This is a genomic window from Candidatus Saccharibacteria bacterium, from assembly GCA_016191105.1.
In the GTDB taxonomy this organism is placed as follows: Bacteria; Patescibacteriota; Saccharimonadia; order CAILAD01; family BJGX01; genus JACPPH01.
Genome location: JACPPH010000006.1, coordinates 100,802 through 125,602, shown reverse-complemented (window position 1 = coordinate 125,602; position 24,801 = coordinate 100,802). Strand labels below are relative to the sequence as shown.

The window sequence follows — 24,801 nt, the reverse complement described above, 5'->3', positions numbered from 1 at the left end:
TGAGCCAGCTACGGTGAGATTACCATTGACCTGTTCATTACCGTTAATAACTACTAGGCCAGTAGCAGCTGTTGGTTTGGCGGGGCTGAGATTATTCAGATCGAAGGTAGTAGAGCCAAACTGGTCACTTAGGTTGGAGGGTGCCTCAGTGTATTTTAAACTACGGTAAGCAGCAAATATCCCAAGCGGAATAAGCAGTATGGCCAGTATGGCAGCCGCGCCAAACAATATTTTCTTTAAGGGCCTATGGGGTTTGGCGGTTGTCGGTTGTACAGAAAGTACTTGATTGTTAAAGTCCTGCTCGTTTAACTTGCCCTCTTTAGCAATCTGGCTACTCAAAAGATCGCCAGTAACATTTTTGCTGTTTGTAGTACTAAAAGCCGGCGGACTCTGACTCGTTGAGTTCGCTGGTGCAACTGGCTGGTTGCCTTGTGCGGGAGTATTAGCAGGTGTGTCTTTGTCTAGATTCACTACGGTTATAGATCAAGCCTTCCAACACGCTATAGAACGCACTATTAATCTTATGCTACACTGTAGTAATTGTAGCGGTTTAATACTGCTTATGCAACAGATCTACAACAGATATTAAACTATAGAGGGATTATTTTTGACCAACCGCTATGCGCTGTTTTGTCTCGGCCGTTGCTGCGATCAGCAAGTGCAATAGCCAAATACGCTCTTGTTGCGAGAATTCGCTGGCTAGCGATCCACACAGCAACAGAAAAGTATTTTGCTTAATTCGCGCTGCTAGAGCGAAGCTTAGGCCAAAGCACTTTTGCCTTCTTTTGGTGTTTTCAAAAGAAGGTCGCCAAGGGCGAAATCCTTTTGAATCTTGCGCTGTGCGCGCAGCACTTCTTTGTGGCCAAAGAAGCAAAGCCTCCGACACGGGCTCAAATCTAGAAACACCAAAGCTGTCTTACCTTTCTGTTCTCGACACTGCACAAGACCTCGCGTCGGTTCGAACAGAAGCGGTCCGTCAACTTTAGCTTTCTGGTTACCGAGTGTCGGCAAGCTTAGCAATGTCAGTAAAATAAGTTAAATGTTGGCAAACAGCCAAACTGTATTGTCGGCGACCTGTAAAATACCCCGCTTTATTTCCATGGTTTTTTCTTCCTGAACAGTGCGGACTTTTACCTCGCAGGGCACCAAGAGGCTTAAAAAGTTAGCGTGGCCATACAAAATGTCGAACTTGCCTACTGAGCTTTCGGCGGTTACAGCTACAGCCGGGCCGTTATAAAATGTTTCAAATGGTGAAAATACCGTTACTTGAAATTCCCGAGTTAGCTTCACCATTATGTCAGCCACCATTGACAATTTTATCAACTTCTTTGAGCATTTGGGCGCGGGGCACATATTGGCCTTTTATGCCGCTGAGTTTTTCGGTTACAAACATATTCTGGGCAAAATACTGTATTAGTTCTTGAGCTCTGTGATAATAATTTTGGTCAACCAAAGAGAGTTCGGCTTCACCAATAATCGCGACTATGCCTTCGAGGCTTTTATGTTTTTGCAAAATCTTTTGTACTAGGGGAACCAAACTGGCATGCTGCTGGCCAACTATTTCGGCTGTGAGGACAGCAGATGTTGTATTTAAAAGATCTACTGCCGGATATATGCCACGCTCAGCAACCTGACGGCTTAACACAATCACACTATCGAGCTGCTGATACATAGCCACCACCGCTGGGTCACTCAAATCGTCGGCTGGTACAAATATAGATTGTACGGCAGTAATTGATCCATTTTTAGAAATACTCAGATTTTGTTCAAAGCGACTTAGCTCCGAGAATAATGTAGGCTGGTAGCCGCCTTCAGACGAAGCTGCATCTAGTTGAGTGGAAAGCTCGTTTCCGGCTTGTAAATAACGATAAATATTGTCAACAAAAAATAACACATCCGTCTTATTCGCATCGCGAAAGTACCTTGCCACGGTAGCCGCACTTCGGGCTGTTAAAAAGCGCATGGCGGCATTCTCGTTCATTTGGCCCAAATACATAACTGTGTTCTTTAGAAGATTGGCCTCTTTGAGCGTCTGATACAGCTCAAATGCCTCTCTAATACGTTCGCCCATGCCAACGAAGAAGGAAAGGTCCTTGCCAGCTCGAGTTACATTATGCATGAGCTCGGTCGTAAGAACCGTTTTGCCAACACCGGCACCGCCCAATATGCCAACTTTCCGCCCACGCACAAACGGCGCAAAGAAATCAATTACTTTAATGCCGGTCTCGATTACGGTATCGGCGCTAGCGGCGTCTAAATTAATCTCGGTATCGTCGGCCACCGGCACATAGCTGATTTGCTTGAGAGGATCATCGCTATCTAGAGTGCGACCCAAGGCATCGAATACTCTTCCCATAGCCCCTTGGCCGACCGGCAGTTTTAGAATTTCGCCATTGGAAAGTAACTTGTCGCCTTGTTCCAAAGATGTTTCGGTGAGGTTTAATGCTACTAGCACATCGCTATCCTGGACACCGATTACTAAAAATTGTAAGTCCGGTTTTTCAAACAAGTGAAGCAGCTGCCCAAGTATAGGCGGTCGGCCAGCAAACTCTGCCTTTACCACCAGTCCGTTTACGCTCTGAACCTCGGCTTTTAATTGACCGCTACTCACACCGATCTCCTCTGCCTGTGTTTATAACGCCTGCTAAGCTCATCCTTCTCGTAGCGCTTTTGTCGAGAATACGACCGAAACAGCTCTTGTGAGATGTGTTTGGCTCGAACGCTCGCAGAGTTCATAGCCGTAAATCGACTAGCAAATTGAGCCAGGCTCGATTCTAGAATAACCTCTAATAAGGTAGTGTTAAGCATCATGTTCTGCAAGTATCGCGCCAATTCTTCTAGATTTGGCTCAAACAAATAATCCTCGGCAGTGATAACCTCTGCGTCTGGATTAGCTTGTTCTTGTTCAGAGATTCGACGAACAGTTTCGACTAACGAAAAATGTATTACTTGCTGCACACTAAGTGAGGCAAAGCTCTGATAGTAGACAAGCGGGGCTTGGTAGTGACTAATCTGCTCTATAACATCATTGATTTCTATTGGCTTGGTGACATCCGGCAGTGGGTAGGAAGCCTTGGCCTGTATGCCGTGAGCCTCCAGCAGACGCCTGCCGTGCAAACCAATCACAAAAAAATCAACGTCAGGAGATATTATTTGATCTAACACCGTATTAACAAGTTGAGAGTCAATCTCGCCGCTTAAGCCGGCATTACCAGTTACCAACACTACAGCCGTATTAGTACTTTTTGTCACACCGGCCTCTAAAAGCTCTTCTTCCTTTTGACTAATACGTAGCTGGCTGTAGAGCCGCCACAGCCTTTGAAAAAATTCGCGGCTGGCTATAACCTGATCTTTTATTTGACGAATGCGGATTGAGGCAATGCTTTCTAAAATGTGCGATATGTCTTCGATCGCTAAAACATCTTGATACTCGGCATAGGTTTGGGCAGATTTTTTCATTTAGCAACCTCGGTTTGGATTTTTGTACCATTTTTTAAAAGCTGGCTTGCTAGGCTTGCATACTGCTCATCGGTTGGTTTGGCTGGTATCTTAATTTTTGCCACCTCATTTTTGAGCCAGGCGACATCGAAGTTGCGCGGGCTTTCCAATCTCAGCACGACCTCTAGCATTAATCGCTGCTGTGCTAAAGAATAGTTTTCTCCTGATTCTTGCCTAAAGACTTCATTAATGCGCTCGCCCATAGCAATTTCGTGCTGGGCCACCTGGCTAGATTGATCACCAAAGCGCGTGTAATCTAAAGCGGTTTGGTAGCGCGACATTTCTTTGCGCACACTTACCACAATCTCTTGCATTGAGGGCTGCAAACTTCGGCCACCCACACGGCTAACCGAAAGACCAACATTAATAGCCGGATGCTCACCCTGGTGCATGGTTTCTAGGTCAAACACAATTTGCCCGTCACTCATTGAAATTAAGCTAGTAGCCTGGTAGCCTGTAAGGTCGTTATTTGGAGTAGTGCCGACCGCAAACACTGTTTGGGCACTATTAGTTTTAGCTAGCTTGCCAGCACGCTCGAGCAGCGCCGAATGGACATGGAACATATCGCCAGGATAGGCCTCACGACCCACATTTTGATCCACTAGCAGGGCCATTTCTCGATATATTTTGGCATGGTTAGAGAAATCATCATAAATTACAATAACGTCTTGCCCGCCATACCAAAGACTTTCGGCCACAGCACAACCCGCATAGGGTGCCAAAAAACCTACTGCCAGCGGATCCATTGAGTCAGCCACCACCATTACCATATTCTTCATAACACCCGACTCGTTAAACATTTTAACCAGTCTATTTAACTCTGCTCGAGGCTTAGCAATCAACACATAAACCACCAGCTGACCAGCCTGAGCCTGATGAATTGCCACCTGGCTTAAAAAGCTTGTCTTACCCGACTTAGAGTCACCCATAATAGCCATGCGTTGGCCCTTAACTAGTGGCAACAAGGTGTCTACCACAGTAACACCGCTTTCTAGTTGTTCTTGCACCATTGCCCTGTCTCTAAAAGGTGGTGCCGCCCGAAAGTATGGAGAGACTTGAGTGCTTGGCACAAAGCCCTTACCGTCTAGAGGCCTGCCGAGCGGACTTACTACGCGCCCCAAAAGTTTCTTACCAACCCCCAAACTAAGCTCGGCATTCAAGATCGTAACCAGCTCGCCGGCGCGCACCAGCTCGCTATTGAGCAATAAAATCTGCAAACTATCTGCATTGAGCTGCCAAACCACACCTTGTGCTCCACCCGCGAATATAACTTCGCTATGAACTTTAACACCCGGCAACAGACTGGTAACAACTATAAAGTCATTAAATTCAACAACCTCAGCCGTTGGCTGACCCTTTTTTACAAGTTTACTAAAAATCTGACTCTCAAACATTGTGTAACGCCTTTATAAGTAGCTGTTTATTTTGCGTTAGGGCTTGTCGCAACGACAGATCATAAATCGACCTATCTGTCCTAACTATGCAGCCCGCCAAAATCTCGGGCGACTGAACAATGTGCACGAGCAAGTTGGGCTGTAAGCGACCACGTAGCCACTGTACCAGCTCAGCTGTTTCGTCATCACTCGGAGCACTCGCCAAAAACACGGATATTTCAGCGGCTGTTTGCATGCAGTCGCTAACAAACTGTTTTAAAGCCTGAACCGTTTTGAGGTTAAGTGACTTAATGCCGTTTTCACTAAGCAAGGCATTAAGATCGGGGTCGTTAACTTTCATGCCAGTCTTTAGTCTGCCTAACAATCGCTGAAGGTGTCGCAATTGAGTTCGGTTGGCAATATTGGCTGGCAGTTTATAGGCCATTTTGAACATCCTTTTGCAGAGCCGGCAAGTTAGCCTCCAACGACTTATATAGATAATCTTTTTGTTGCTGATAATCAATCTCGGCTGCCACTTCCGACAGGTAACTAATCATGATGTCAGCGGCTGATGAGTCAACTTTTTCTACCACGTTGGCCTTGGCTTTTTTGAGCTCCTCCTCTAGTGACTTTTTGTAGCCCTGATTAGCAGCAGTGGCGGCCGAGGCAGCTTCGTGTAAATTCTTTAGGGTTTTTTGCAGAGTAGCGCTTAAGGCTTGCTCGTAGTCTTTGAGCTGCTTGTTGTTTATCTTGTTTAGCTTGGCAGTAAATTCTTGATCTATAAGAGCTGCTTTTTGTTGTAATATCTTTTCGAGTTTTGCCGACTCCTTGTCTAGATCGTGCCTAAACTTTTCCTCGGCCACAGGGGCTGGAAGCTTAGTTGGCCTATGCTTAACAGGCTGAGTTTCTTTTTTTTCGGCAAACCAGTGTTGTGGCATTACCAGCAGCACTATCACTATTAGAACTATGATCACAAATATTGCTAGCAAATATAACATGTCACCCTCTGATTATTATTACTATTATACTAAAGGCCATAAGCAAAACCACTATTACCACCACTACTACTTGCAAAAGACCGGCAAATATTGCGCCTCTGCTCAATGGGTTGCGCCCTAAAGACCGCACACTGCCTGAGACAGCAGAGTACAAGATAACCATGGCCACAATCATAGCCGCGGCAAATATAACCAGTGAGGCGATGGTACGCGTCGAAGATACCTGGTGACCAGCAACACTCGAAAATAAGCTAGAAAACGGTGCCAGCACCGATGGCAAACCGGGTCCTTGAGCACTATAGTCTTTAACCTCGACATTTACTGGTATGGTGCCGATTGCAACTTTCTTGGCCGAACCATCCTTGGCAGTTAGACTTTGTGTGGTTACGCCTGCGCTTGACGCACTAAAGCCGCTGGCGGCCTTGCCAAGCACCTTGCCGGTGTCTGTAGCCTTCATAGCCACACCAGCTATCGGTGATGGGCTTAGCTGATCGCCGTTCTGAATTCCGCCGTTTATATCGGAAACCGCTACCGAGACAAGACCGTTTGTAACAACTTCTACTTGACGGCCAATAGCATCTATATTGACAGAAACATCGGTCGGTCGCACCACCACCCCATACAGGTTTTGCTGGTTCTGATTGTTTGCAAGTTCAATTTTATTCTGTACCAACGACACAGCCGCACCGGCCGGCAAATCTTGATTGGTTTGATAGCCGTGGCTAATTACATTGGCAGCTACAGCCAGCAATGGCAAAAGCAAAAAGACGCCCCCCATCGTAACCATCACAAGCTGAGCTATTCGCTTTTGCCAAAGATTGAAAGATAACATTAAAATTTCGAAAAAAGCGTATTGCGCTTATCCTTATGTTCATTGTACCATTTTTTAGTATAACTAGCCTAGCAATCAAATAAGGTGTTGTTCAGCTAGCTTAGCTCGCAAACTTTCATCGATATCGCCAGCACCCATAAACACAATTATGTGATTTTGGTCAAACAACTTGCTGGCAGTCGCGTATGCCGAATTAAAATTGGGGGCGAACAGAACACCATCCTTACCTATAGCTCGCACAAGATCCTCAGAACCTTTACCTGCTCCGCTGTCTCTGCCTTGCGGAGTATAAAGCGGTATAATTATCGCCATGTCTGCCGCTTCAAAAGCAGCTACAAAGTCATTAAAAAGCCCACTCAAGCGTTCATGCTGGTGGGGCTGGAATACGCAAACTAATCGTTTGTTGGGGTTGGCCTCGCGCAAAGCCTGCAAGCTAGCTTTTACCTCGGTAGGGTGGTGGCCATAGTCGGAGTAAATCCCTTCAGACACCTCCTCGAGTCTGCGCCAGCTGCCTTTAAACCCATGCAAGCTCTTGCGCAAGCTAGGTTCTGCTATGCCCAGAGCTTTTCCTACCCGAAAAGCAGCTTCGGCATTGCTTTGATTGTGCCCACCTGGTATGGACAGATTGTGCTTGGCAATATCTGTGCCATTAAAAACAACCACTGTCCTATTTTTACTATCAAATCTCTTTAGCAGCCTCGTAACCGATTTATCCTGGCCATTGGCCACCAAAACTCCCTCAGGGCGAACATTGTTGGCAAAGTCCAAAAAGCTTTGTTCGACCGATTCCAGATCGGGATAAATTTCTAGGTGTTCCAGATCAATATTGTTTATAACAGCTATCTGGGGATAGTAGTGATGAAAGTGCCGATTATATTCATCGGCCTCCAACACCAGCCATTTGCTACCGCCGTGGCGAAAGTTATTGTCGTCCAGCTCCTTAACCTTGGTGCCAACCACGACGGTCGGATCTAGCCCAGCGGCTATCATAATAATTGCGACCATTGCGGTAGTGGTACTTTTGCCGTGACTGCCAGCTACAGCTATAGTGCTGTATTGCCTAGTAAGTAAGCCAAGGGCTTCGGCGTAGAGCGCCATTTTAATGCCGCGCTTCTTGGCTGCGTCGTATTCAGGGTTACCGGCTTTAACAGCGGCCGAATGAATAATTTCGTCGGCTCCATCGATGTGGCTAGCATGGTGACCAATATAGATAGTTACGCCTTGATCCATTAAAAAATCAGTTGTTTCAGAGCTTACAGCATCGGATCCACTAACTTTATAACCCTGGGCTAAATACCATTGCGCCAAAGCCGAGACACCAATACCACCGATAGCAATAAAATGAACATGGCGAGCCCGTTCAGTCATTTAACAATTCTTTTAAGTCTTTTTGAGATGCCTCGGCTGCCGACTTGTCATAGTTATCGCGACCCGGCTGAAAGTAGGCGTGGCCAGTGTCATACTCTCGGGCTTTGTAAGCAATGCCAGCTTGATTAAGCTCAGTTTGGGTTTTTTGTCGATCTTCTGGTGGAATACTGCCATCTTGAGTGCCGTAAAAGCTAAGTACTCCTAGGCCAGTGTCATTAGCACGCGCCTTGGTAAGCGCTTCGATCGGACTTTGGCCTTCGTAATAGTCTGGCATGTGTGCGCCGGCACCATAGAACGATACAATTCTGTTTACGCTTGGCTCAAGTCCGGCCAAGTAAGCCAACCGCCCACCAAAACAGAAACCAATTACTCCAAGGCTTTTGACACTCGAGTTTTCAGCCGAGATTTCATTGAGCACTTTTTTGAAAGAACCTACAAAGTCCTCGCCTTTCAGGCGCTGCATTAGCTCATGGGCTTTTTCGCGATCATCGCCGCTAAACACCGACGGCTGGTCGGCTAAAACATAAAAGTAGTCAAACATGTAGATCGGCCGCTGAAATTCCTTGGCAAATTCTTCGACTGTTTGCTTTGAGTAGTCGGTTAGGCCATAAATATCTGGCAGCACGATTATTGCCACCATAGCTTTGGCGTAATTCTTGTTGCTTTTGGATTCATATATATAGGGCTTATTCATGGTTACATAATATCACAAAAACAGCGGTACACTCGATAGCTCAAGGGAGCTGCTGGTGGTTTGGCCTACTTGCTTTTTTGTGTTGTTAAGACCAGTTGCATTTTGTAGCTTGCTTGCAAAGCCCCATATAAACACCCCGAACATGAAGAGGGCAAACAAAATCATTACTGCCCCAACCACATATTTTAACTTCATGTTAAGCTAAACTCCTCGGTATGAATATTTTTGTTAGCTATGCCTTTGGTTTTTAGTTGAGCACGCAACACTTTCATCATGGGCGGTGGACCACAAACCATAAAAGCTGCGTTGTCTAAATTCTTGCTTTGTTTAAAGATAGCCTCGGCTGTTAAAAACCCGGCTCGGTCTGTAGCCCAAGGAATAAGTCGTAGGTTTTTGTGGTCCTTGGCAGCCTTTTGCAACTCATCTAAATACACAGCTTCGGTCTTCTTTTTGGTTGAATAGTATAAATCAACCTGTTGATCATTGTTGAGTGAAGCCGTCATGGATAAAAACGGCGTTAGGCCTATGCCGCCAGCTACCCAAACTTGTCGCTTATTAGTCACTATTTGATTTGAAAAAGTACCATAGGGAGCATCAATCTTTACGTTTTGACCAAGTTTGAGCGTTGACAGATTCTTAGTAAAATCGCCAACCTGTTTTATGCTAAAGCGCAGTGCTTGAGCCGGGCCAGAGCTCATAGTAAACGGGTGGCTCTCGCCAAGAAGCCCTTTGGCCTCAGCCTTAAAAAATGCAAACTGCCCTGGCAATCTTTTGACTATTGGGCTTTGAGACTGCAAGTGCAGCTCAATTATGTCGCCTTTGTGCACAATAGAATCGACCGTGTAATCGTAAAATTTCGAAAAGCTCTTGTGAAAGAGTGAGCGGTAAATATACACAGCGGCCGCAAGACCTAGCAGAGTTAATATATAGGCCTGTAATAGCGGCAGACTACTAATGTCCGAGCCACCAACAAAAATGGCATGAATGCCGCCTAAAAACACCAAAGCGCCCAAGAGGCGCATAACCATAATTAGTCGTTTTTGAGTTATGTTTATGTATAGAACAATAATCATTAGGCTCATGAATGTAGCTAGAGTAACCTCGCCCAACAGTCTAAGGGGGCTTGCAAAGCTGGGTTTTATAAATTCATAGGCACTGATTGGCGAGCTTAATAGGTAGCGGGTTGTTAAAAGTATGGGGTGAATAAGCAATAATATGAGTGCCAGGCAACCAATTATATGGTGGGCTCGGTAGGTGTTATCTAACCCCATAAATAAGCGGCCTAAGATTTTTAGGCGGGCACTTAAAACTACTGCCCAAGCAAATAGTGCTAAGCCACCCAAGCCAGCAAGCCTACCCAAATTTCTAATTATCTGGCCAGTGTTTTCCCACTGAGTTGGCTGGGCAATAAGCCAAATAAGAATAGGGATAGCCGCCACAACAAATGTAGCTAGCCAGCCCAAATTAGTGAAGCGATTACGCATGTTTATATTATATAGTACTCTTGCTGTATCTTATTTGCAGCTACAAGTATAATCATGTTAAAGCGAAACATTAATGGCAGATAAAACCCACATGCAACGAGCCGGTAGAGTCATATCGGTTACAACCTCAGTAATCGCGATAGCTTTAATAGTAGCTGCCATTATGTGGGGTGCCACCATACTCAAAGATGCAATCGCCAACAAACAAAAGGCCAATAAATCTTCGGCCCAACAACAAAACCAAGCACCAGCCGATGCAGTTGCAGCAATTAAATCGACCTCTATAAACAGTCCGTCGTACCCAGGTGGATATGTTAGTCTTATTGCCATAGTAACGCCGTATTCGCTATGCAACATCGCTGTTCATTATCAGCCTGGACTAGCCGGCCCTACTCTGGATCAAAAAACCTCCAACGATATTGGGCAAGTAAGTTGGAGCTGGATTGTAAGTAAAGACACTCAAGTTGGCAGCTGGCCAGTTTACTTAACCTGCGAGGTAAATAACACCAAGGCCAGCTCGTCGGTTAACTTAGAAGTTAATAATCAGTAGAGTTTTATGATTGCGGTGGTGGAGCTGAGGGGAGTCAAACCCCTGACCTCCGCAATGCGAATGCGGCGCTCTATCAACTGAGCTACAGCCCCGGATTGACCGAACAAATAGAATTTCATTCTCTTATTCGATCGTAGATAGTCACAAAAAACACAGAATGAATTATATCAGAGCAGACTATTTTAACCTATGGGCGCCGAAAGGTTGAGTTAAAGTAGCCACCGATTGGCCCGAATAGCCAATTGATGGCCCCGGTGGCTATCACTATACCGGCAAGCACCATCACAACTGCAACCAGTTTAATAAAACCGCTCGAGCTACCCGGAAACCGATTTTCGATAGCACTAATCCGACCTGTAAAGTTAAAGATCTGTCGGCTAAACACTAGCCCAACCGTGCCGGCAGCGATTAAGCCAATGCCAATCAGAATTTGAGTAAATAGCATAACCCTATTGTAGCATAACCAGGACTTGAAAAACTGACATGTTTACAGGTATAATATGTGGGTTAAATTGTTCTTAAGCGGTAATTGTAGCTATTGCGGCTACTAGCCGATTAAATAAGAGAATGAAATTCTATTTATTTAATCGAACAAGGGCTTGTAGCTCAGTCGGTTAGAGCGCGTCACTGATAATGACGAGGTCGCAGGTTCGATTCCTGCCAAGCCCACCATTATGGGGTGTCGGCTGGCTTGCCAGTCGCACTCCACCATATAAAACTCATTATGTTTTCTAAGAAAGCAATTCTACAAGCAGTCAGCAAAGGGCTGCTTAAATTTGAGCCTTTCGACAAATCGCAAATCGAGTCGGCACATATAAATTTTCATCTTTCAGACAGCCTCAAAATTCAGCCCAAGGGCTTCGCAGTTGCCAAAACCATAGAGAAGATAACACTCTCAGGCAATATTTGTGGGATTATAGAGGGCCGAGCCACACTAGCCAAGCAAGGTATTTCGGTAGAACAATCTTCTACCTTTATTGAGCCAGGGTCTGATAACCAGATCACTTTAGAGATATTCAATGCAAGTGATAAGCGGGTTGAATTAAAGGCTGGCCAAGAGATTGCAAAGATCTTTATCTTGAAAGTTGTGGATAACATTTAGGGGCATTAGCTCAGTTGGCAGAGCGCCTGCTTTGCAAGCAGGAGGTCATCGGTTCGAACCCGATATGCTCCACCATTTTGTACAATCATGTATCCCAAACTACCACTATGTATAGGTGGTTTTTTGATACCTATATTCGATTTCGCATATAGCAAACTAATTGTCAATGCGTGACGGTAATGACATGTAGTCAGTATTGATAGAATTGATCTGCAGGCCTTCGTATGTGTTGAATATGGTCGATGAACTCTCAATCACGAGGCTGATGTTTAGAAAGCTAGCTACCGCGTGATGCGTCAAGCTGTATTCAGTGTACTGGTAACCGGGATCAACGTATCCGAACGAGAAGAAGGCTGGGCTTACGTGGGTGAAGTAAGAATAGTAGTCATAGAGGAATTTGGGTTTTTCACCGAGCACATCGATTCGATGCTGAATTTCTGACGAGGACCATTCGGCTTTCTTCTTAATGTCTACTGGTATATCTTGCAACAGTGTGGGGGCTGCTGTAGTCATGTGTTCCCCAAAGCTCTTTACCGATTTAATGTAAGCTAGCGCCCTATCAGACTTAGTATAGAGCCAGTTTGCGTCTGCCAAACACTCCAGGAGTGCACGGTTTATCATGCCACCAACACGATAGCGACCCAGCCTGGTCTCGCTCATGAAAGACCTAAAAAGCTCATGTGACGTTTCGTCGATTAGCAACATGGCCACAGACAGGTCGTCATATTTGGGTTGGGTCTTTAGCCGTCTTCGCCTGGCTGAGTGGTGCACTCGGTTGAGACGACGAGAGATAGCATTTAGCTTTATGATGTTGTGCTTGCTCTGCATGCTAGTTACATTTTCCTCCCAACTTTTCGCAGTCGTCAAGGACTTCACGCGGAAGTTGTTCGGCGCGATAATAGTCGCGTTAACGGAGAACGCGTCATGCCAAGTAAGAAGCCAAAGCGTAAGGTGGTTCAGGGAGCCAAGGTAAAGATCATTCCTCATTTGCGCAAAGAACCAGACCTCTACCATCTAGCCCAAGCAGCAATGCTTATGATGGAAGACGAAGAGCTTATGAAGCGACTGGCCAAAGAACAGAAGGCCAAGAACAAAGACAAAGCTGCGTAGTGCTCATGCTGTAAATATCTGTCGCTTTGTGGTATAAATAGGCCGTATTCCACCTCATAACTCTGCTCACGGTGGGCAGAACGGTGAGGTGGAAGGTTCCATCTCGCTCGCAATCTCCATAAGGAGGAGTGAGATGCAGCATTACAACAAATCGGCGGAGTTCCACCGCCAAAGAGCTGCGAGGTGGCGTGCGCTGCTTTACCTGGCAGCTGGATTTCTGGTCGTCAGTGCAGTGTGGTCATTCGTATCGCCAGTCACCCTGGTGGCTGCGATTGTCGCGGCACTGGTCGTTTTGGTGGCAGTGGTGGCTGCGTTGAGACTGATGCACCACAACACCAGGGCCAACGAGATACCGGAGGTTGATCCAGTCGTCGCTGCAGTTGACCGACGGATCATGAAGCGGGGTCTCAAGGAGTTCAAGGGGAATATCGACCACATGCGAGCCGATTCCTCGTGGGCACCTCGACCGATCGACCTGGATCAAGCGGGTGTCCCGGCCGAAGACCAAGAGGCCGACCTGTTCATCCCCGAGGACTTGAAGGGTCAACACTGGCCCGATGGCGGTGAGATCCGATGACCGGTGCGGCAGAGAACAAGCCTGACTACTGGCGGCTCTACTACGCCTTCGGCTGGACCGTTGCCATCGTATTTGGCGGATTCGGCCTCGGTGCAATCATCGGTGACATCATCGACGATCCAGGCTCACTATGGACACTGCTGCCACTCACGGTTGTGGTCGTGGCGTTCGTGATCTTCCACGCAGTCTTCTATGCACGGCACCCTCTGCGCCCGGCGGAAGACAACACGGAGAAGAACTGACAACACTTTCGGCAGGTCAATCGACTGAGCCCGGGGGATTCGTTCCCCGGGCTCACGCTCGTTTTAGCTAGCGACGTAGCTCTACGCTGACTCGTTTGAGCGCCCGACGAATGGTCGCGGCGTGTACCCCAAACTCACCAGCGATAACTTCGGTTGGCACTCGCTGCTCATACATCTCAGCAATTATCTTCACCTCATCGGCAGTCAGAGCTTGAGCCGTCTCACGCCTGGCGACGCCGCGTCGTTCCAAGTGAGCTCGAGCAGTTGCCCTGTTGATACCAAATTCTTCGGCAAGCTGAACTAGCGTGCTACCGCTCTTATAGCTGGCTACCAACAAATCGATCTCCGCAGGAGTTAGACGTCGTTGATGCTGTCGGACCCTCCTTGGGCCAAGGGCTTCCTGACCTGGGTGTTCGTCCAAAATACTTTCCACTGTGGGGTGTGAGTACTGCCCCGCAAGGACCACCATAAGGTCCTTATTCAAACCCCGCTCCCCATGAGCGGGGTTTGTGCTATAATTCCCCTGTTAATAAGTCCAGATCAATCGGCAATCTTCGCCTCGAGAATAAATTGCTACTGGCAAACGAACACGAGTAGAGGCTCATTATTAACAATAAGGAGCATCTATGGCTAAAAAGTACTCCGAAGAGGACTATCAGAAGTACCAAGAAATGAGCGATCGCCACTGGAGACGCTGGCGAGCTTGGGGTTCTTGGTTCAGCTGGGGGCCGCCCGTAGGTCTAGGATTATTTTTCCTGGCGCTAGCCGGAGCTATCTGGATCCTCACTAAAGCATTCTAGAACACCAAAAAGCACCCATTAACCCGGGTGCTTTTTGAATTGATATTGGCAAAATGTGCTAGTAAAATCCACTGACTCGACCTAGAAGTTCTGAATTTATCTCGGGAGCAACTTTTAAGGGTTGCTCAAACCTCGAAAAACTCATTCCAGCCTCATGTCTGGAAAACGCATTGCTGCGTCGACTACTCCCTAGAAAGGAGGTGATCCATCCGCACCTTCCGGTACGGATACCTTGTTACGACTTAACCCCAATCGCTGGATTTACCTTAGGACCAGAAACACTGATACTTTGGGTACTCCCAACTTTCGTGATTTGACGGGCGGTGTGTACAAGACCCGAGAACGTATTCACCCCGGTATGGCTGACCCGGGATTACTAGCAATTCCAGCTTCATGAGGGCGAGTTTCAGCCCTCAATCCGAACTGAGACAACCTTTGATGCGATTAGCTCCACCTTACGGTTTGGCAGCGCATTGTAGTTGCCATTGTAGCACGTGTGTAGCCCAAGACGTAAGGGCCATGCAGACCAGACTTCGACCCCACCTTCCTCCCGGTTGGCCCGGGCAGTCTCGCCTGAAAATACAACAGACGACAGGGGTTGCGCTCGTTGCGGGACTTAACCCAACATCTCACGACACGAGCTGACGACGGCCATGCAGCACCTGTTACCGCGTTCCCCGCTCCTATTTTTAATCTTAAGTTAGACGAGCAGACCTAACTGTGAATCTCTCACAATTATCATCTACAACAACTGGCAAAGCCAGCATAAAAATAGGGGCGGGGCACAGCTCCCTTTCGGGTGCCTTCGCGGAATGTCAAGTCTTGGTAAGGTTCTTCGCTTAGCCTCGAATTAAACCACATGCTCCACTGCTTGTGCGGGTCCCCGTCAATTCCTTTGAGTTTTAAGCTTGCGCTCGTACTCCCCAGGCGGATCACTTATCGCGTTAGCTTCACAGCACAAAGGGTCGAATCTCCATACTGTTAGTGATCATCGTTTACGGCGTGGACTACCGGGGTATCTAATCCCGTTCGCTCCCCACGCTTTCGTCTCTGAGCGTCAGGTGTGGCCCAGCAAGCTGCCTTCGCCATTGGTGTTCCTGGCGATATCTACACATGTCACTGTTACACCGCCAATTCCACTTGCCTCTACCAACCTCTAGCTAAACAGTTTTAAGCACAGTCCATACGGTTGAGCCGCAGGATTTCGCACCTAACTTGAATAGCCGCCTACAGACGCTTTACGCCCAGTAATTCCGGATAACGCTTGGACCTTACGTATTACCGCGGCTGCTGGCACGTAATTAGCCGGTCCTTATTCTTCACCTACCGTCATAATCTTCGGTGATAAAAGCAGTTTACACTCCGAAAAGCGTCTTCCTGCACGCGGTATTGCTCCATCAGGGTTGCCCCCATTGTGGAAGATTCCTTACTGCTGCCTCCCGTAGGAGTCTGGGCCGTATCTCAGTCCCAGTGTGGCTGGTCAACCTCTCGATCCAGCTACTGATCGTCGCCTTGGTGGGCTTTTACCCCACCAACTAGCTAATCAGACGCAGGCCCCTCCCGAAGCACATAAAGCTTTAATCCATACGAGATGGATATTATGGGGTATTAGCTACTCTTTCGAGCAGTTATTCCCCACTTCGGGGCAGGTTCCAACGTGTTACTCACCCGTCCGCCACTAACAAGATTAGGCTTTAGAATCTGGAATTTGGAAAGTAAGGCATTGAGAAGGTCCTTAATTTCTAATTTCTAGTTTCCAAAGAACTAAAAATGTTCGTTCGACTTGCATGTATTAGGCATACCGCCAGCGTTAATCCTGAGCCAGGATCAAACTCTCCAAAAAATTTAGGTAACCCGGTCAAAAGACCAGATTGTCTCTAAAACAGTTTTTAGAGTCTGAAACTAGTTTGGTTTCTTGTTTCAAAGAAATTACAGGTTAAACCCTGTTTTAACATCAGGGTTTTACTAGCACATTTTACCTTATCAATGTGCTTTGACAGTAGATTGCTATTTAGACCGAAAAGAAAATCCAGTCGACTCTCCTTTTACGAATCGCTGATTTTCTGTTTTACGAGCCTTGGCGAACTATCAAAACTATATATATTGTATCTGTTTTATCTGTAAGTGTCAACACTATCGCTCTGTCATTCCCGCGCAGGCGGAAACCCAGGCTATTCGTTCTCTGGATCCCCGATGTCGAATGCTTGCGCGTCGACTCGAGGGATGACGAATAAGGTTGTCATTCTGTCTACCTCTCTATTGTCACCTCGACCCTTTTCCTGTCACCCTGAGTGAAAGCTGAAGGATCTGCTATTGCGGCTGATCTGGAGTGTCTTCGGAACCTTTTTGCTGGTCTGTATAGGGCGGGTAACTCACATCCTTGCCGGCCTTTTTTGCGTCGTTGACTGCAGACTGCTTATAAGCCTCTTCATTTTCACGAAAATGTTGTTGGGCCCTCCACATAGTTGCATCATATTTTTCTTCTGCTTTGGCTCTTTGACTAATAGCTTCCTGGTCAGCCTGCTGCCGATCTTTAGGATAGTATTCCCTATCAGCTCTGGCCATTTGTTCAGACATCGTTCTTTCTCTTTCCAATTTCTCCCGTTCTCTCGCAACTCCCAGTTGATCTGAATATTCTTCGTGTTCCTTCCGCAGCATCTTTGCCTTGTAGTCCTCCGGCCCCGTCAAGCCCTTTGGTTCTTGCTCACCCATTTTGCAGTTCCTTCTTTAGTTATATCTAGTTTCTAATAAGTGCAAAAAAAAAAGCAAATTGAGGTGGTATAATAAAAAAATGAGCAAGTTTGCCACAGCCGATGATGTATTGGAAGTTATCCAAAATCTAAGCCAAATGGTTTCAGATGAGTTTATTAAAGTAGGCGAGCGTTTTGATAGTGCTGATAAGAGATTCGAGAAGATTGAAGACCGGCTCGACCGAATTGGAACGACTCTTGCTTCAATTAAAACAGAATTGGCCGAAATCCGATCAAGACTCGACTGCCTAGACGAGCGAACTCACGAAGATACCACAGCCGCACTCGAAGATGTGGCCGAATTAAGACACCGTCTGACAGCTGCCGAAAAAAGAATAGAAATTTTAGAATCTCAAAAGGCAAGCTAGGTTATTTCTCGATTATATTTTCTATCTTAGAAATCATTTTTTTAAGCTCTATGCCCTTACCTAGCACCGGTCTCCATAAGTCGCCAACTTTGGCTAAACGCTTAGGTGTGGTCTTAATTGTAAACCGCATAGGGTCTAAGCGCTTGTTTACCTCATCCCAGTGAAGGGGAGTCGACACGCTGGCGAATTTGGTGGGCCGAGCAGAGTAGGGGGCTGCGAGAGTTTGGCCTTGGCTGTTCTGCAAAAAGTCCAAATATATCTTATGAGGGCGCTTTTTGAGGCTGCGTTCTATGCTAGTGAGCTCTGGGGTTCGTTGATTGACTAGTGTTACCAGCAGGTGCGCTAAGTCCCTGCCCTGATCGTAGCTATATTTGGCCTGCATGGGTATATATATATGAATGCCGGTTTTGCCCGAAGTTTTGGGGTGGGCTGGAATCTTAAGCTCATCGCACACCATCTTCACACACAGCGCAACCTCAACCACCGATTCAAAATCAACTCCCTCTGGGTCTAGATCGATTACTATCCAATCAGGTTTGCCTGGGTGACCGAGTGTAGAGCTCCAAGGATTAATCTCTATGCAGCCTAACTGCACCATATATAAGAGAGAGTCTTGGTCATTACAAACCAGATAGTTAATGTCCTCGCCTGTTGAGTCGGAGTGGATTTTTTTAGTTTTAACCCAGGCTGGCAGTTTATCGCCCATGTCTTTTTGAAAGAATGATATGCCGTTATAGCCGTCGGGCTGACGCAATAGTGATTCTGGCCGGTTTTTTAAATATGGCAACATAGTTTTTGCTACTGTTTGATAATATTCAACCAGGTCACCTTTGGTAAGCCCAGCCTCTTTAAAAAAGACTTTGTCTAAATGTGTAAATTCGAATTTACTCAAAGTATCTCCTCTTTGGCAGTTCACGCTTAACTGCTTTGGCTGGTTTGTCGTTGCGTAAACCTACAAATATTGGCTGGCGCATTTGCCCCTCACTAGTCCATTCACCAAATTTAATTTCGCAGACTAGCTTGGGCGCTACCCAGTGAACCTCACCATTCGGCTTTGGTTCGGCAGCGAATGGAAAAACCTTGCGCTCTAAGCTCAAAAGTTTTTTGCGTAGCGGCTCTAGTTGGTTGGGCGGGATGCCGCCACCGACATGGCCAGCGTAAACTAGCTTACCCTTTTCGTAAACACCAACAATCAAGGCCCCAATAAACTGCCGGCTCCCTTTGGGCTCAGTAAAGCCGCCTATCACAACCTCTTGGCGCATGTGGGTTTTAATCTTTAGCCAATCGCGACTACGCTTACCAACTTGATAGGTACTGTTAGCAAGCTTGGCCATTATCCCCTCAAGACTCTTGCGTTTGGCAGCCGCAAAAAAAGCCTTGCCCTTAGCCCCAACATGATCACTATAGCGAATTAGTGATTGTTGGGGGATTAGGCTTTGCAACACCTTTTTGCGTTGCAAGAGTGGTAGCCCAACAAGATCACGACCGTCACACCACAAAATGTCAAAGGCGTAATACAAAAGCTCACCCTGCGGGGCAGTGCCATAATTCTGCAGCCATCCAAAATGCGAGCGCCCACTTTTGTCGGCTGCTACAATCTCGCCATCTAGCACAACTCTTGGTTTTATAGAGCGAACTGCCTCAGCTATGGCTGGATATTTTTTACTAAAGTCCAAGCCATTGCGCGAATACAAATCCACGCGTTTACCGTCCCAGGCGGCAAGTGTCCTATAGCCGTCCCATTTAATCTCGTAAATCCAATTTGGGTCGTCGAAAGCTGCTTCGGTGAGAGTAGCCAGCATAGGCTTAACGTGAGAGGGCATCGCGACCCCGGGAGCTTTTTTTATATCAACATCTTCGCCATCGCCAATTTCCTCAACGGTCTTGCCACTAACTACGGACGTGTTTTCTTTGGTAACATCACGAGTAGCGGCATACTTATCGCCTTTTTTAATCAGCAGCCAGTTGTTTTTGCCAATATGTTCGCTGCGAATTAGGGCAAATTCGCCCTTAAGTTTTTGGCCATGTAAAATAAAGGTAATGTGGCCTTTTTTGAGCTCAGCCAGCAACGTCTTCTCTGAGTCGTCGGTTTCTACTCGTGGCTCATAAGCCCCGCTATCCCAAATAATTACATTGCCGCCACCGTAGTTGCCTTCAGGAATCATACCTTCGAATTTGCGATATTCAAACGGGTGATCCTCAACCTTGACTGCTAGATGTCGCACATGCGGATCGAGCGAAGGGCCTTTGGGTACCGCCCAGCTCTTAAGTACGCCGTTCATCTCCAGACGCAAGTCATAGTGCAATTGATTTGCCTGGTGTTTTTGAACCACAAATTCAAGCTTCTTTGATTTGGAGTGCTTAACTTTCCCCTTGGGCTCAGGCGTCTGTTTAAATTTTCGCTTTTTATGATAGTCGTTTAAAGCCATGGCTTAGGATTAGCTTTTGCCGAGACTCTCTTTGAGCTTGGCCATTAGATCGTGGGCTTCGGTTTTGGCTGGTGCTTTGCCGTGAGATTTTGGTTTCTTGCCCTTGGCCTTTTGTTCGATAATTTCTTCGAGTTCTTCGGTGTAGGTATCGTGCCAATCTTCGGCAATATAGTGTTTGGTGAGCTTGTTTATCAGGGTGATAGCCATCTTCATTTCCCCAGCGTCGACTTTCTCTTTCGGCGGAAACTTGAGCCCAGTTGGCTCTTTAAGATCAGCTGGAAAACGCATTTGGATTAGCACCAATGCTTTGCCAACTGGCTTTATAACGGCCAAGCTTTCTCGGTTGCGTAGAACATATATGGCCACCGCCAGTTTGCTAGATTGCTCCAGTGCTTCGCGCAAAAGTGCATAGGCGTGTTCGGCACCTTTTTGCGGCTCTAAGTAATATGGCTTTTCGAAATAACGAATGTCGATTTCGGCTTCATCGACAAACTGCTTTATATCTATGGTTTTAGTTTTGTGCACATCGGCTTTTTTAAAGTCTTCGTCGGTCAGTTCTATATAATCGCCTTTGCGAAATTCATAGCCTTTTACAATGTCGTTGTAGGGAATTTCTTTGCCATCTTGGCGGCAAACCCTGGCGTAGCGGATAGGCGAGTGGTCGGATTTATGCAGCATGTCTAAATCCAACCCCTCGTGCGCAGCACTACCACTATAAAGACTGACCGGAATATTCACCAGCCCAAAACTTATCGAGCCATTCCAAATTGACCGCATAGGCTTATTATACTACTTGAGTCCGTTTTGTCTGCAAGCGCTCTATTTCTTTTTCTTGCCAGCTTTTTTGAGCCAAGTGTCGCGGCCTTGGGTCTGCGACACGGTCTTTTTGTGGGCACGATCTACCACGATAAGACGCACCAAGAAGATAACAAAGCCAACCAGCCAAATCGCAACAACCAATGTTGCAACCATCTGCGAAGAAAAGTAGGCAACTTGTTCATAGCCAGCAATGCCAACTAAGGCGATTGCTAAACCAGCTATCATGTTCCAATAAAAAACATAGTTTAGAGCCGTACGAACTCCCTTACTTTTAGGCTTATAAAAAGCCCTAAACAGCACAGCACAAATAATAACTACTAGGCCAAGGCCGGCCAATACCTTGGCTTGATCGCTGGTAACGCCCGCATAAAAGAATGCCGAGCGAAGCTGCAGATTCTGCACACCAAAAACAATACCCATAATTACCCCCAACACCACGCCCACCAAAACTTCGAGAGGCTTATGGCCCAGAATTTCTCTTAAGTGCCCGTAAGCTGTCTTATCACGCACACCGCCAGTTTCAGCTAGTTCATCTATAAGCTTATTGAATGCCCTGGCGTTATCACCTGCCGAACGTCTTACACCAAAGCTATCATAAATAACAATGGCTGCAAAAACTGCCACTACGCCAAACAAAGGACTGTTCGGCCCCCCTTGCAATAGAGCATAGGTAACTAAACTCGAAACCACGGCCGAATGCACACTGGGCATGCCGCCACTAGCATACAGGTAACGAACATTAACATCGCCACGCAAAAGCGCTAGGCAAAACTTAACGGTTTGCGCTATCACCCAAGTAATTAGCGGAACATATAAATAAGGGGTAATATTCACCTAGAGCTCCTTTTTTATATTCTAATAGATTATGCCCAGATAGGCAATTTGTTAGCCATGTGGCATACCAAAAACCAGGCCATAGTGATAGCCCGGGATATTCAAAACTCTTTTAAATTGCATACCGCATGCGGTTAGCAGTTTAAGAGCATCTTCTCGACTCACGCGTCGCTCGGCTACTGGACCAACATGTTTGGTCTGAGTGGCATCCCAATCAATTAAAACGACTTCGCTATCTGGTTTTAAATATTGGCCTAAGCTTAAACAAAACTTGTCGGGGTGATAAGATTTTGAAAGTAAGTTAGTTAAAATCACTAAGTCAATACTATTCTGGGCTAAGCCGTGCCCGGCTAAAACATCAGCGAGCATAACTGGGTGAAAGTTTTCTCTAGCAGTTAAATGGGCTAGCTTTTCTAATGACTCCTGATTAGGCCCTGTAATGTATACCCGACCCTGATCACCAACCTTACCAAGCAAAGCAGTTGCAAAAAATCCAACCGGTAAACCAATTTCGAGTACATTAGCGCCTGCCCGCACATTTATTTCGGCTAGTATCTCTGTGGGACTATAAAAGTGGTGGCTAATTCTTTTGAGAATTTTCTTGGGCAGGGCTTGTAACACAAGTTGTTCCTTTTGATTCTATAATACAACAGTTATTGAACTTCTGCACCTTGTGCACTGGCCAGATGAGTAATAGATCTACTCTTTTGAGAACTTATAAAGAACACTTGCAACAAGTAAGGCCGCAAGCGCAAATATAGGCCACAAGTAGCTTGATAGTGGTAGGCCCGTAGATTTTTTAAAGTTATTTACACTGTTTACTGGCGAGGTTTGGTTATATGGGTTGCCATTTAGGCTTGAGTTGGCGGTGTTGTTTTGGATGATAGAATTTAACAAGCCACCACCTGCTGCCCCAGCCTCAGAAACTGACGAGCTATTGCTGGCGGCCTTTGTGCTGGTTGCGACTGACTGGTTTAGCTGATTTATGGCTGCCTGCTCAACAGCCGCTGGCGGGTTTCCGGCAGCGGTATCGACTCCAAAGCTCCCAACCCAGTTGCCAAACACATTGATAAACAGCACCCCAAACCAATCAGAGAGGCTAAAGTTGGAGTCAATAATGTTACCTATGTTGGCGGCTATATCGGCCCTGCCGCTGGTAGCACTGCCAGCCTGGGTGTTGTTAGTAACACTCACATCGCCTGAACGGGCTGATAGATCTATGTTGTTATTAATAGTGTTTTGCGTCGTGGCATTGAGGGTTGTGTTGCCGGCTGGCAATACAGAATTACTAGCTACTCCGCCCCCAACTAATGCACTATTGCTACCCTGGGGTGCATTCATTATCAAACCCACCCAGCGGCCAAACACATTCACAAAAACCAAAATGGCATTTTTAGCAATCACTTGGCGGCCAGTTAGATTAAGCAGGGTAACCTTGGCGTTAACATCGCCACTGGTAGCACTGCCAGCCTGGGTGTTGCCACTGACGTCGGCGCTACCGCTCTGGGCACTGGTGTTGATGTTGTTGTTTATGCTATCAACGCTGTTTGTATTTGCTAACAAACTGCTTTGCTGGCTAGCAGTAATTGTGTTGTTAGAGCTTGGCCCGGTATTGCTAATTCTTCCCTGATTGCCGTTCGGGCTGCCGCTAGAGCTCGAGGCTAACACACTTTCCAAAAATCCTGGCGGGAACAGAATATCACCGTTTAGATTGCCAAAAATGTTTAAAACCCCAAAGAATGATTGGCGGGAGGATATAGCACTGCTAATCAGGTTTATGAGATTCAGTAATACCGCTGCATCACCCGACCGGGCACTTCCGCCAATGGTATTGCCGTCAACAGAAGCGGCACCAGTTTGTGAATTTAGTTTTAGGTTGTTATCGATGCTATTTAGGCTGGTGCTGTTAATGCTCAGGTCGCCGTCTTTTGTAGAATCAATCGTATTATTGGAACTTGGCCCAGTATTGGCAATATTGTCGTTAACCCCACCAAGTGCAGTGAGCGCACCCGAGCCCCGGCCTTGACCGGTGTCGAGTAAAATATCACCGTTCATGTCGCCAAAGAAGTTCTGAAAGAAGGTCACTAGGTTGCCACCTGTAATACTCCAGGCCGAACGAAGCAGGTTTAATATATTGGCCGCAGTCGCAGCGCTGCCACTGGTGGCGTCGCCAGCCTGGGTGTTGCCGCTTACACCAGCGTTGCCGGTTAGCGAATTCATATTAAAGTAGTTGGCGATCTCAGAGCGAGAGAACAAATTGAATGCACCATTGGCAGTGTCGTGATTGCTAATTTGGTTGTTAGAACCAGGGCCGGTGTTCGAAATGCTAGGGTCGTTGTCTAAAAGAGCAGCTTTTTGGGGGTCTAGCCCAAGTGCCGCAACCAGCTCTGGCGAGACTGTGCGAACAACCGGCTGATATTTGCCACTAGCTGGGTCGTAAGCCCAGTCTTTGGTGCTCCAAGTACCTGTGCTTGGGTTGTAAAAATAATCTGGCACCTCTTTGGGTCGAGTTTGGCGAGTAGTTGGATCCCATATATACTGGTCGTTTTCCCACATACCCGTGTCGCTGTTGTAGGTATATGTATTACTATCGGCACCATTGGGTTTCTGAGGTCCCGGCGTAGCCATAGGGCCGACCGGCGATGTTGGCCCTGTGACTGGCTGGTTTTGATCGGTGCTAGTTGTTGGCAACGAAGTTTCTGCGGGCGTGCTGGGCTGGGTGGTCTGGTCACTTGCCGGAGGTGTAGAGCTGTCGGTTGTTGCCGTATCAGCGGCCATAGCTATCGATACTGGCTGAATCACTGCCAAGCTCAGTATGGTCAGTCCCACTACAAGTTTAGAAAGTGTGTCGAAGTGTTTTTTCATAGTTGTTTGTCCCTCCGGTAATTCTCTAATGTTTGTTTTAGTAAAGTGATAAATCAGGATAATTGCTGGCAGGCCAGATTCGTTAAAGAATCTGCGGCCTTGCCACCT

The 24,801-nt window shown here is 46.8% G+C and carries 27 protein-coding genes, 3 tRNA genes, 1 rRNA gene and 1 pseudogene; 9 read left to right on the top strand and 23 right to left on the bottom strand.

What is annotated here, in order from left to right:
• The 12 genes from HYX70_03795 to HYX70_03740 form a co-directional block, all read right to left on the bottom strand.
• Positions 1-471: hypothetical protein (locus HYX70_03795; protein MBI2798386.1), on the bottom strand; the 471-nt coding region annotated here is incomplete at its 3' end.
• A 564-nt stretch (positions 472-1,035) separates the two neighbouring features.
• Positions 1,036-1,308 (bottom strand): F0F1 ATP synthase subunit epsilon, encoded by a 273-nt coding sequence (locus HYX70_03790; protein ID MBI2798385.1) that lies wholly within the window; start codon positions 1,306-1,308, stop codon positions 1,036-1,038.
• Positions 1,298-2,611: a F0F1 ATP synthase subunit beta gene (locus tag HYX70_03785; protein MBI2798384.1), complete on the bottom strand. Its 1,314-nt coding sequence runs from the start codon at positions 2,609-2,611 to the stop codon at positions 1,298-1,300. The genes HYX70_03790 and HYX70_03785 overlap by 11 nt, the downstream gene beginning before the upstream one ends.
• Positions 2,608-3,459, bottom strand: coding sequence for a F0F1 ATP synthase subunit gamma (locus HYX70_03780; protein ID MBI2798383.1), 852 nt, complete (start codon positions 3,457-3,459; stop codon positions 2,608-2,610). The genes HYX70_03785 and HYX70_03780 overlap by 4 nt, the downstream gene beginning before the upstream one ends.
• A complete protein-coding gene (locus HYX70_03775) occupies positions 3,456-4,892 on the bottom strand; it encodes a sodium-transporting two-sector ATPase (protein MBI2798382.1) in 1,437 nt (478 codons plus the stop codon). Before HYX70_03775 ends, HYX70_03780 begins: the two co-directional genes overlap by 4 nt.
• Entirely contained in the window at positions 4,885-5,316 is a 432-nt protein-coding gene (locus HYX70_03770) for a F0F1 ATP synthase subunit delta (GenBank protein ID MBI2798381.1), read from the bottom strand. Before HYX70_03770 ends, HYX70_03775 begins: the two co-directional genes overlap by 8 nt.
• Positions 5,306-5,869 carry a hypothetical protein gene (locus HYX70_03765; protein ID MBI2798380.1) on the bottom strand — a complete coding sequence of 188 codons (564 nt, stop codon included), beginning with the start codon at positions 5,867-5,869 and terminating at the stop codon, positions 5,306-5,308. The genes HYX70_03770 and HYX70_03765 overlap by 11 nt, the downstream gene beginning before the upstream one ends.
• Position 5,870: 1 nt before the next feature.
• Positions 5,871-6,647 carry a hypothetical protein gene (locus tag HYX70_03760; GenBank protein MBI2798379.1) on the bottom strand — a complete coding sequence of 259 codons (777 nt, stop codon included), beginning with the start codon at positions 6,645-6,647 and terminating at the stop codon, positions 5,871-5,873.
• Positions 6,648-6,776: 129 nt separating this feature from the next.
• Positions 6,777-8,069 (bottom strand): UDP-N-acetylmuramate--L-alanine ligase, encoded by a 1,293-nt coding sequence (locus tag HYX70_03755; protein MBI2798378.1) that lies wholly within the window; start codon positions 8,067-8,069, stop codon positions 6,777-6,779.
• Positions 8,062-8,763 carry a dienelactone hydrolase family protein gene (locus tag HYX70_03750; GenBank protein MBI2798377.1) on the bottom strand — a complete coding sequence of 234 codons (702 nt, stop codon included), beginning with the start codon at positions 8,761-8,763 and terminating at the stop codon, positions 8,062-8,064. Before HYX70_03750 ends, HYX70_03755 begins: the two co-directional genes overlap by 8 nt.
• Before the next feature lie 12 nt (positions 8,764-8,775).
• Positions 8,776-8,958, bottom strand: coding sequence for a hypothetical protein (locus HYX70_03745; GenBank protein ID MBI2798376.1), 183 nt, complete (start codon positions 8,956-8,958; stop codon positions 8,776-8,778).
• Positions 8,955-10,247 carry a hypothetical protein gene (locus tag HYX70_03740; GenBank protein MBI2798375.1) on the bottom strand — a complete coding sequence of 431 codons (1,293 nt, stop codon included), beginning with the start codon at positions 10,245-10,247 and terminating at the stop codon, positions 8,955-8,957. Before HYX70_03740 ends, HYX70_03745 begins: the two co-directional genes overlap by 4 nt.
• 73 nt (positions 10,248-10,320) lie before the next feature.
• Here HYX70_03740 and HYX70_03735 point away from each other — a divergent pair, with 73 nt between their 5' ends.
• Positions 10,321-10,797, top strand: coding sequence for a hypothetical protein (locus tag HYX70_03735; protein MBI2798374.1), 477 nt, complete (start codon positions 10,321-10,323; stop codon positions 10,795-10,797).
• Positions 10,798-10,813: 16 nt separating this feature from the next.
• Here HYX70_03735 and HYX70_03730 read toward each other — a convergent pair.
• Together HYX70_03730 and HYX70_03725 are read right to left on the bottom strand one after the other, a co-directional pair.
• Positions 10,814-10,889 (bottom strand) — tRNA-Ala (locus HYX70_03730).
• 95 nt (positions 10,890-10,984) lie between these two features.
• Entirely contained in the window at positions 10,985-11,242 is a 258-nt protein-coding gene (locus HYX70_03725; protein MBI2798373.1) for a hypothetical protein, read from the bottom strand.
• Positions 11,243-11,392: 150 nt separating this feature from the next.
• Here HYX70_03725 and HYX70_03720 point away from each other — a divergent pair.
• From HYX70_03720 to HYX70_03710, 3 genes are all read left to right on the top strand, one after another.
• Positions 11,393-11,469 (top strand) — tRNA-Ile (locus HYX70_03720).
• A gap of 52 nt (positions 11,470-11,521) precedes the next feature.
• The gene (locus tag HYX70_03715) at positions 11,522-11,899 is read left to right on the top strand and encodes a hypothetical protein (protein MBI2798372.1); all 378 of its coding nucleotides are present in this window, start codon (positions 11,522-11,524) and stop codon (positions 11,897-11,899) included.
• Positions 11,899-11,974, top strand: a tRNA-Ala gene (locus tag HYX70_03710). The genes HYX70_03715 and HYX70_03710 overlap by 1 nt, the downstream gene beginning before the upstream one ends.
• Positions 11,975-12,055: 81 nt before the next feature.
• Here the strand turns inward: HYX70_03710 and HYX70_03705 are convergent.
• Entirely contained in the window at positions 12,056-12,727 is a 672-nt protein-coding gene (locus tag HYX70_03705) for a hypothetical protein (protein ID MBI2798371.1), read from the bottom strand.
• 96 nt (positions 12,728-12,823) lie between these two features.
• Here HYX70_03705 and HYX70_03700 point away from each other — a divergent pair, with 96 nt between their 5' ends.
• The 3 genes from HYX70_03700 (at position 12,824) to HYX70_03690 (ending at position 13,828) form a co-directional block, all read left to right on the top strand.
• Positions 12,824-13,009 (top strand): hypothetical protein, encoded by a 186-nt coding sequence (locus HYX70_03700; protein ID MBI2798370.1) that lies wholly within the window; start codon positions 12,824-12,826, stop codon positions 13,007-13,009.
• Between the two features lie 133 nt (positions 13,010-13,142).
• Positions 13,143-13,586 (top strand): hypothetical protein, encoded by a 444-nt coding sequence (locus tag HYX70_03695; protein ID MBI2798369.1) that lies wholly within the window; start codon positions 13,143-13,145, stop codon positions 13,584-13,586.
• Positions 13,583-13,828, top strand: a complete 246-nt coding sequence (locus tag HYX70_03690) for a hypothetical protein (GenBank protein ID MBI2798368.1) — start codon at positions 13,583-13,585, stop codon at positions 13,826-13,828. Before HYX70_03695 ends, HYX70_03690 begins: the two co-directional genes overlap by 4 nt.
• A gap of 67 nt (positions 13,829-13,895) precedes the next feature.
• Here HYX70_03690 and HYX70_03685 read toward each other — a convergent pair whose 3' ends face one another.
• Positions 13,896-14,297 carry a hypothetical protein gene (locus tag HYX70_03685; GenBank protein ID MBI2798367.1) on the bottom strand — a complete coding sequence of 134 codons (402 nt, stop codon included), beginning with the start codon at positions 14,295-14,297 and terminating at the stop codon, positions 13,896-13,898.
• 157 nt (positions 14,298-14,454) lie between these two features.
• Here HYX70_03685 and HYX70_03680 point away from each other — a divergent pair, with 157 nt between their 5' ends.
• The gene (locus HYX70_03680) at positions 14,455-14,628 is read left to right on the top strand and encodes a hypothetical protein (protein MBI2798366.1); all 174 of its coding nucleotides are present in this window, start codon (positions 14,455-14,457) and stop codon (positions 14,626-14,628) included.
• Positions 14,629-14,814: 186 nt separating this feature from the next.
• On the opposite strand, the gene HYX70_03675 is transcribed toward HYX70_03680, so the two are convergent.
• A 16S ribosomal RNA gene (locus HYX70_03675) occupies positions 14,815-16,471 on the bottom strand.
• Between the two features lie 467 nt (positions 16,472-16,938).
• The gene (locus HYX70_03670) at positions 16,939-17,340 is read right to left on the bottom strand and encodes a hypothetical protein (GenBank protein MBI2798365.1); all 402 of its coding nucleotides are present in this window, start codon (positions 17,338-17,340) and stop codon (positions 16,939-16,941) included.
• Between the two features lie 79 nt (positions 17,341-17,419).
• On the opposite strand from HYX70_03670, the gene HYX70_03665 reads away from it, so the two are divergent.
• Positions 17,420-17,746: a hypothetical protein gene (locus HYX70_03665; GenBank protein MBI2798364.1), complete on the top strand. Its 327-nt coding sequence runs from the start codon at positions 17,420-17,422 to the stop codon at positions 17,744-17,746.
• A 1-nt stretch (position 17,747) separates the two neighbouring features.
• On the opposite strand, the pseudogene ligD reads toward HYX70_03665, so the two are convergent.
• The 5 genes and pseudogenes from ligD to HYX70_03640 all read right to left on the bottom strand — a co-directional run bounded on the left by ligD (position 17,748) and on the right by HYX70_03640 (position 24,693).
• A pseudogene (gene ligD, locus HYX70_03660) lies at positions 17,748-20,175 on the bottom strand (DNA ligase D).
• A gap of 9 nt (positions 20,176-20,184) precedes the next feature.
• Positions 20,185-20,952 carry a Ku protein gene (locus tag HYX70_03655; protein ID MBI2798363.1) on the bottom strand — a complete coding sequence of 256 codons (768 nt, stop codon included), beginning with the start codon at positions 20,950-20,952 and terminating at the stop codon, positions 20,185-20,187.
• 42 nt (positions 20,953-20,994) lie between these two features.
• On the bottom strand, positions 20,995-21,828 hold the full coding sequence (locus tag HYX70_03650; protein ID MBI2798362.1) for a divergent PAP2 family protein: 834 nt from the start codon (positions 21,826-21,828) through the stop codon (positions 20,995-20,997).
• A 51-nt stretch (positions 21,829-21,879) separates the two neighbouring features.
• Positions 21,880-22,449, bottom strand: coding sequence for a hypothetical protein (locus HYX70_03645; GenBank protein ID MBI2798361.1), 570 nt, complete (start codon positions 22,447-22,449; stop codon positions 21,880-21,882).
• Between the two features lie 78 nt (positions 22,450-22,527).
• The gene (locus HYX70_03640) at positions 22,528-24,693 is read right to left on the bottom strand and encodes a hypothetical protein (protein ID MBI2798360.1); all 2,166 of its coding nucleotides are present in this window, start codon (positions 24,691-24,693) and stop codon (positions 22,528-22,530) included.
• Positions 24,694-24,801 lie beyond the last annotated feature (108 nt).

Bases quoted from the DNA above. Each gene is read 5' to 3' on its own strand.
- HYX70_03775 (MBI2798382.1), bottom strand. From the start codon at position 4,892: ATGTTTGAGAGTCAGATTTTTAGTAAACTTGTAAAAAAGGGTCAGCCA.
- HYX70_03695 (MBI2798369.1), top strand. From the start codon at position 13,143: ATGCAGCATTACAACAAATCGGCGGAGTTCCACCGCCAAAGAGCTGCG.
- HYX70_03715 (MBI2798372.1), top strand. From the start codon at position 11,522: ATGTTTTCTAAGAAAGCAATTCTACAAGCAGTCAGCAAAGGGCTGCTT.
- HYX70_03705 (MBI2798371.1), bottom strand. From the start codon at position 12,727: ATGCAGAGCAAGCACAACATCATAAAGCTAAATGCTATCTCTCGTCGT.
- HYX70_03740 (MBI2798375.1), bottom strand. From the start codon at position 10,247: ATGCGTAATCGCTTCACTAATTTGGGCTGGCTAGCTACATTTGTTGTG.
- HYX70_03670 (MBI2798365.1), bottom strand. From the start codon at position 17,340: ATGGGTGAGCAAGAACCAAAGGGCTTGACGGGGCCGGAGGACTACAAG.
- HYX70_03745 (MBI2798376.1), bottom strand. From the start codon at position 8,958: ATGAAGTTAAAATATGTGGTTGGGGCAGTAATGATTTTGTTTGCCCTC.
- HYX70_03725 (MBI2798373.1), bottom strand. From the start codon at position 11,242: ATGCTATTTACTCAAATTCTGATTGGCATTGGCTTAATCGCTGCCGGC.
- HYX70_03760 (MBI2798379.1), bottom strand. From the start codon at position 6,647: ATGGGGGGCGTCTTTTTGCTTTTGCCATTGCTGGCTGTAGCTGCCAAT.
- HYX70_03780 (MBI2798383.1), bottom strand. From the start codon at position 3,459: ATGAAAAAATCTGCCCAAACCTATGCCGAGTATCAAGATGTTTTAGCG.
- HYX70_03765 (MBI2798380.1), bottom strand. From the start codon at position 5,869: ATGTTATATTTGCTAGCAATATTTGTGATCATAGTTCTAATAGTGATA.
- HYX70_03685 (MBI2798367.1), bottom strand. From the start codon at position 14,297: ATGGTGGTCCTTGCGGGGCAGTACTCACACCCCACAGTGGAAAGTATT.
- HYX70_03735 (MBI2798374.1), top strand. From the start codon at position 10,321: ATGGCAGATAAAACCCACATGCAACGAGCCGGTAGAGTCATATCGGTT.
- HYX70_03640 (MBI2798360.1), bottom strand. From the start codon at position 24,693: ATGAAAAAACACTTCGACACACTTTCTAAACTTGTAGTGGGACTGACC.
- HYX70_03680 (MBI2798366.1), top strand. From the start codon at position 14,455: ATGGCTAAAAAGTACTCCGAAGAGGACTATCAGAAGTACCAAGAAATG.
- HYX70_03700 (MBI2798370.1), top strand. From the start codon at position 12,824: ATGCCAAGTAAGAAGCCAAAGCGTAAGGTGGTTCAGGGAGCCAAGGTA.
- HYX70_03770 (MBI2798381.1), bottom strand. From the start codon at position 5,316: ATGGCCTATAAACTGCCAGCCAATATTGCCAACCGAACTCAATTGCGA.
- HYX70_03755 (MBI2798378.1), bottom strand. From the start codon at position 8,069: ATGACTGAACGGGCTCGCCATGTTCATTTTATTGCTATCGGTGGTATT.
- HYX70_03655 (MBI2798363.1), bottom strand. From the start codon at position 20,952: ATGCGGTCAATTTGGAATGGCTCGATAAGTTTTGGGCTGGTGAATATT.
- HYX70_03790 (MBI2798385.1), bottom strand. From the start codon at position 1,308: ATGGTGGCTGACATAATGGTGAAGCTAACTCGGGAATTTCAAGTAACG.
- HYX70_03690 (MBI2798368.1), top strand. From the start codon at position 13,583: ATGACCGGTGCGGCAGAGAACAAGCCTGACTACTGGCGGCTCTACTAC.
- HYX70_03665 (MBI2798364.1), top strand. From the start codon at position 17,420: ATGAGCAAGTTTGCCACAGCCGATGATGTATTGGAAGTTATCCAAAAT.
- HYX70_03750 (MBI2798377.1), bottom strand. From the start codon at position 8,763: ATGAATAAGCCCTATATATATGAATCCAAAAGCAACAAGAATTACGCC.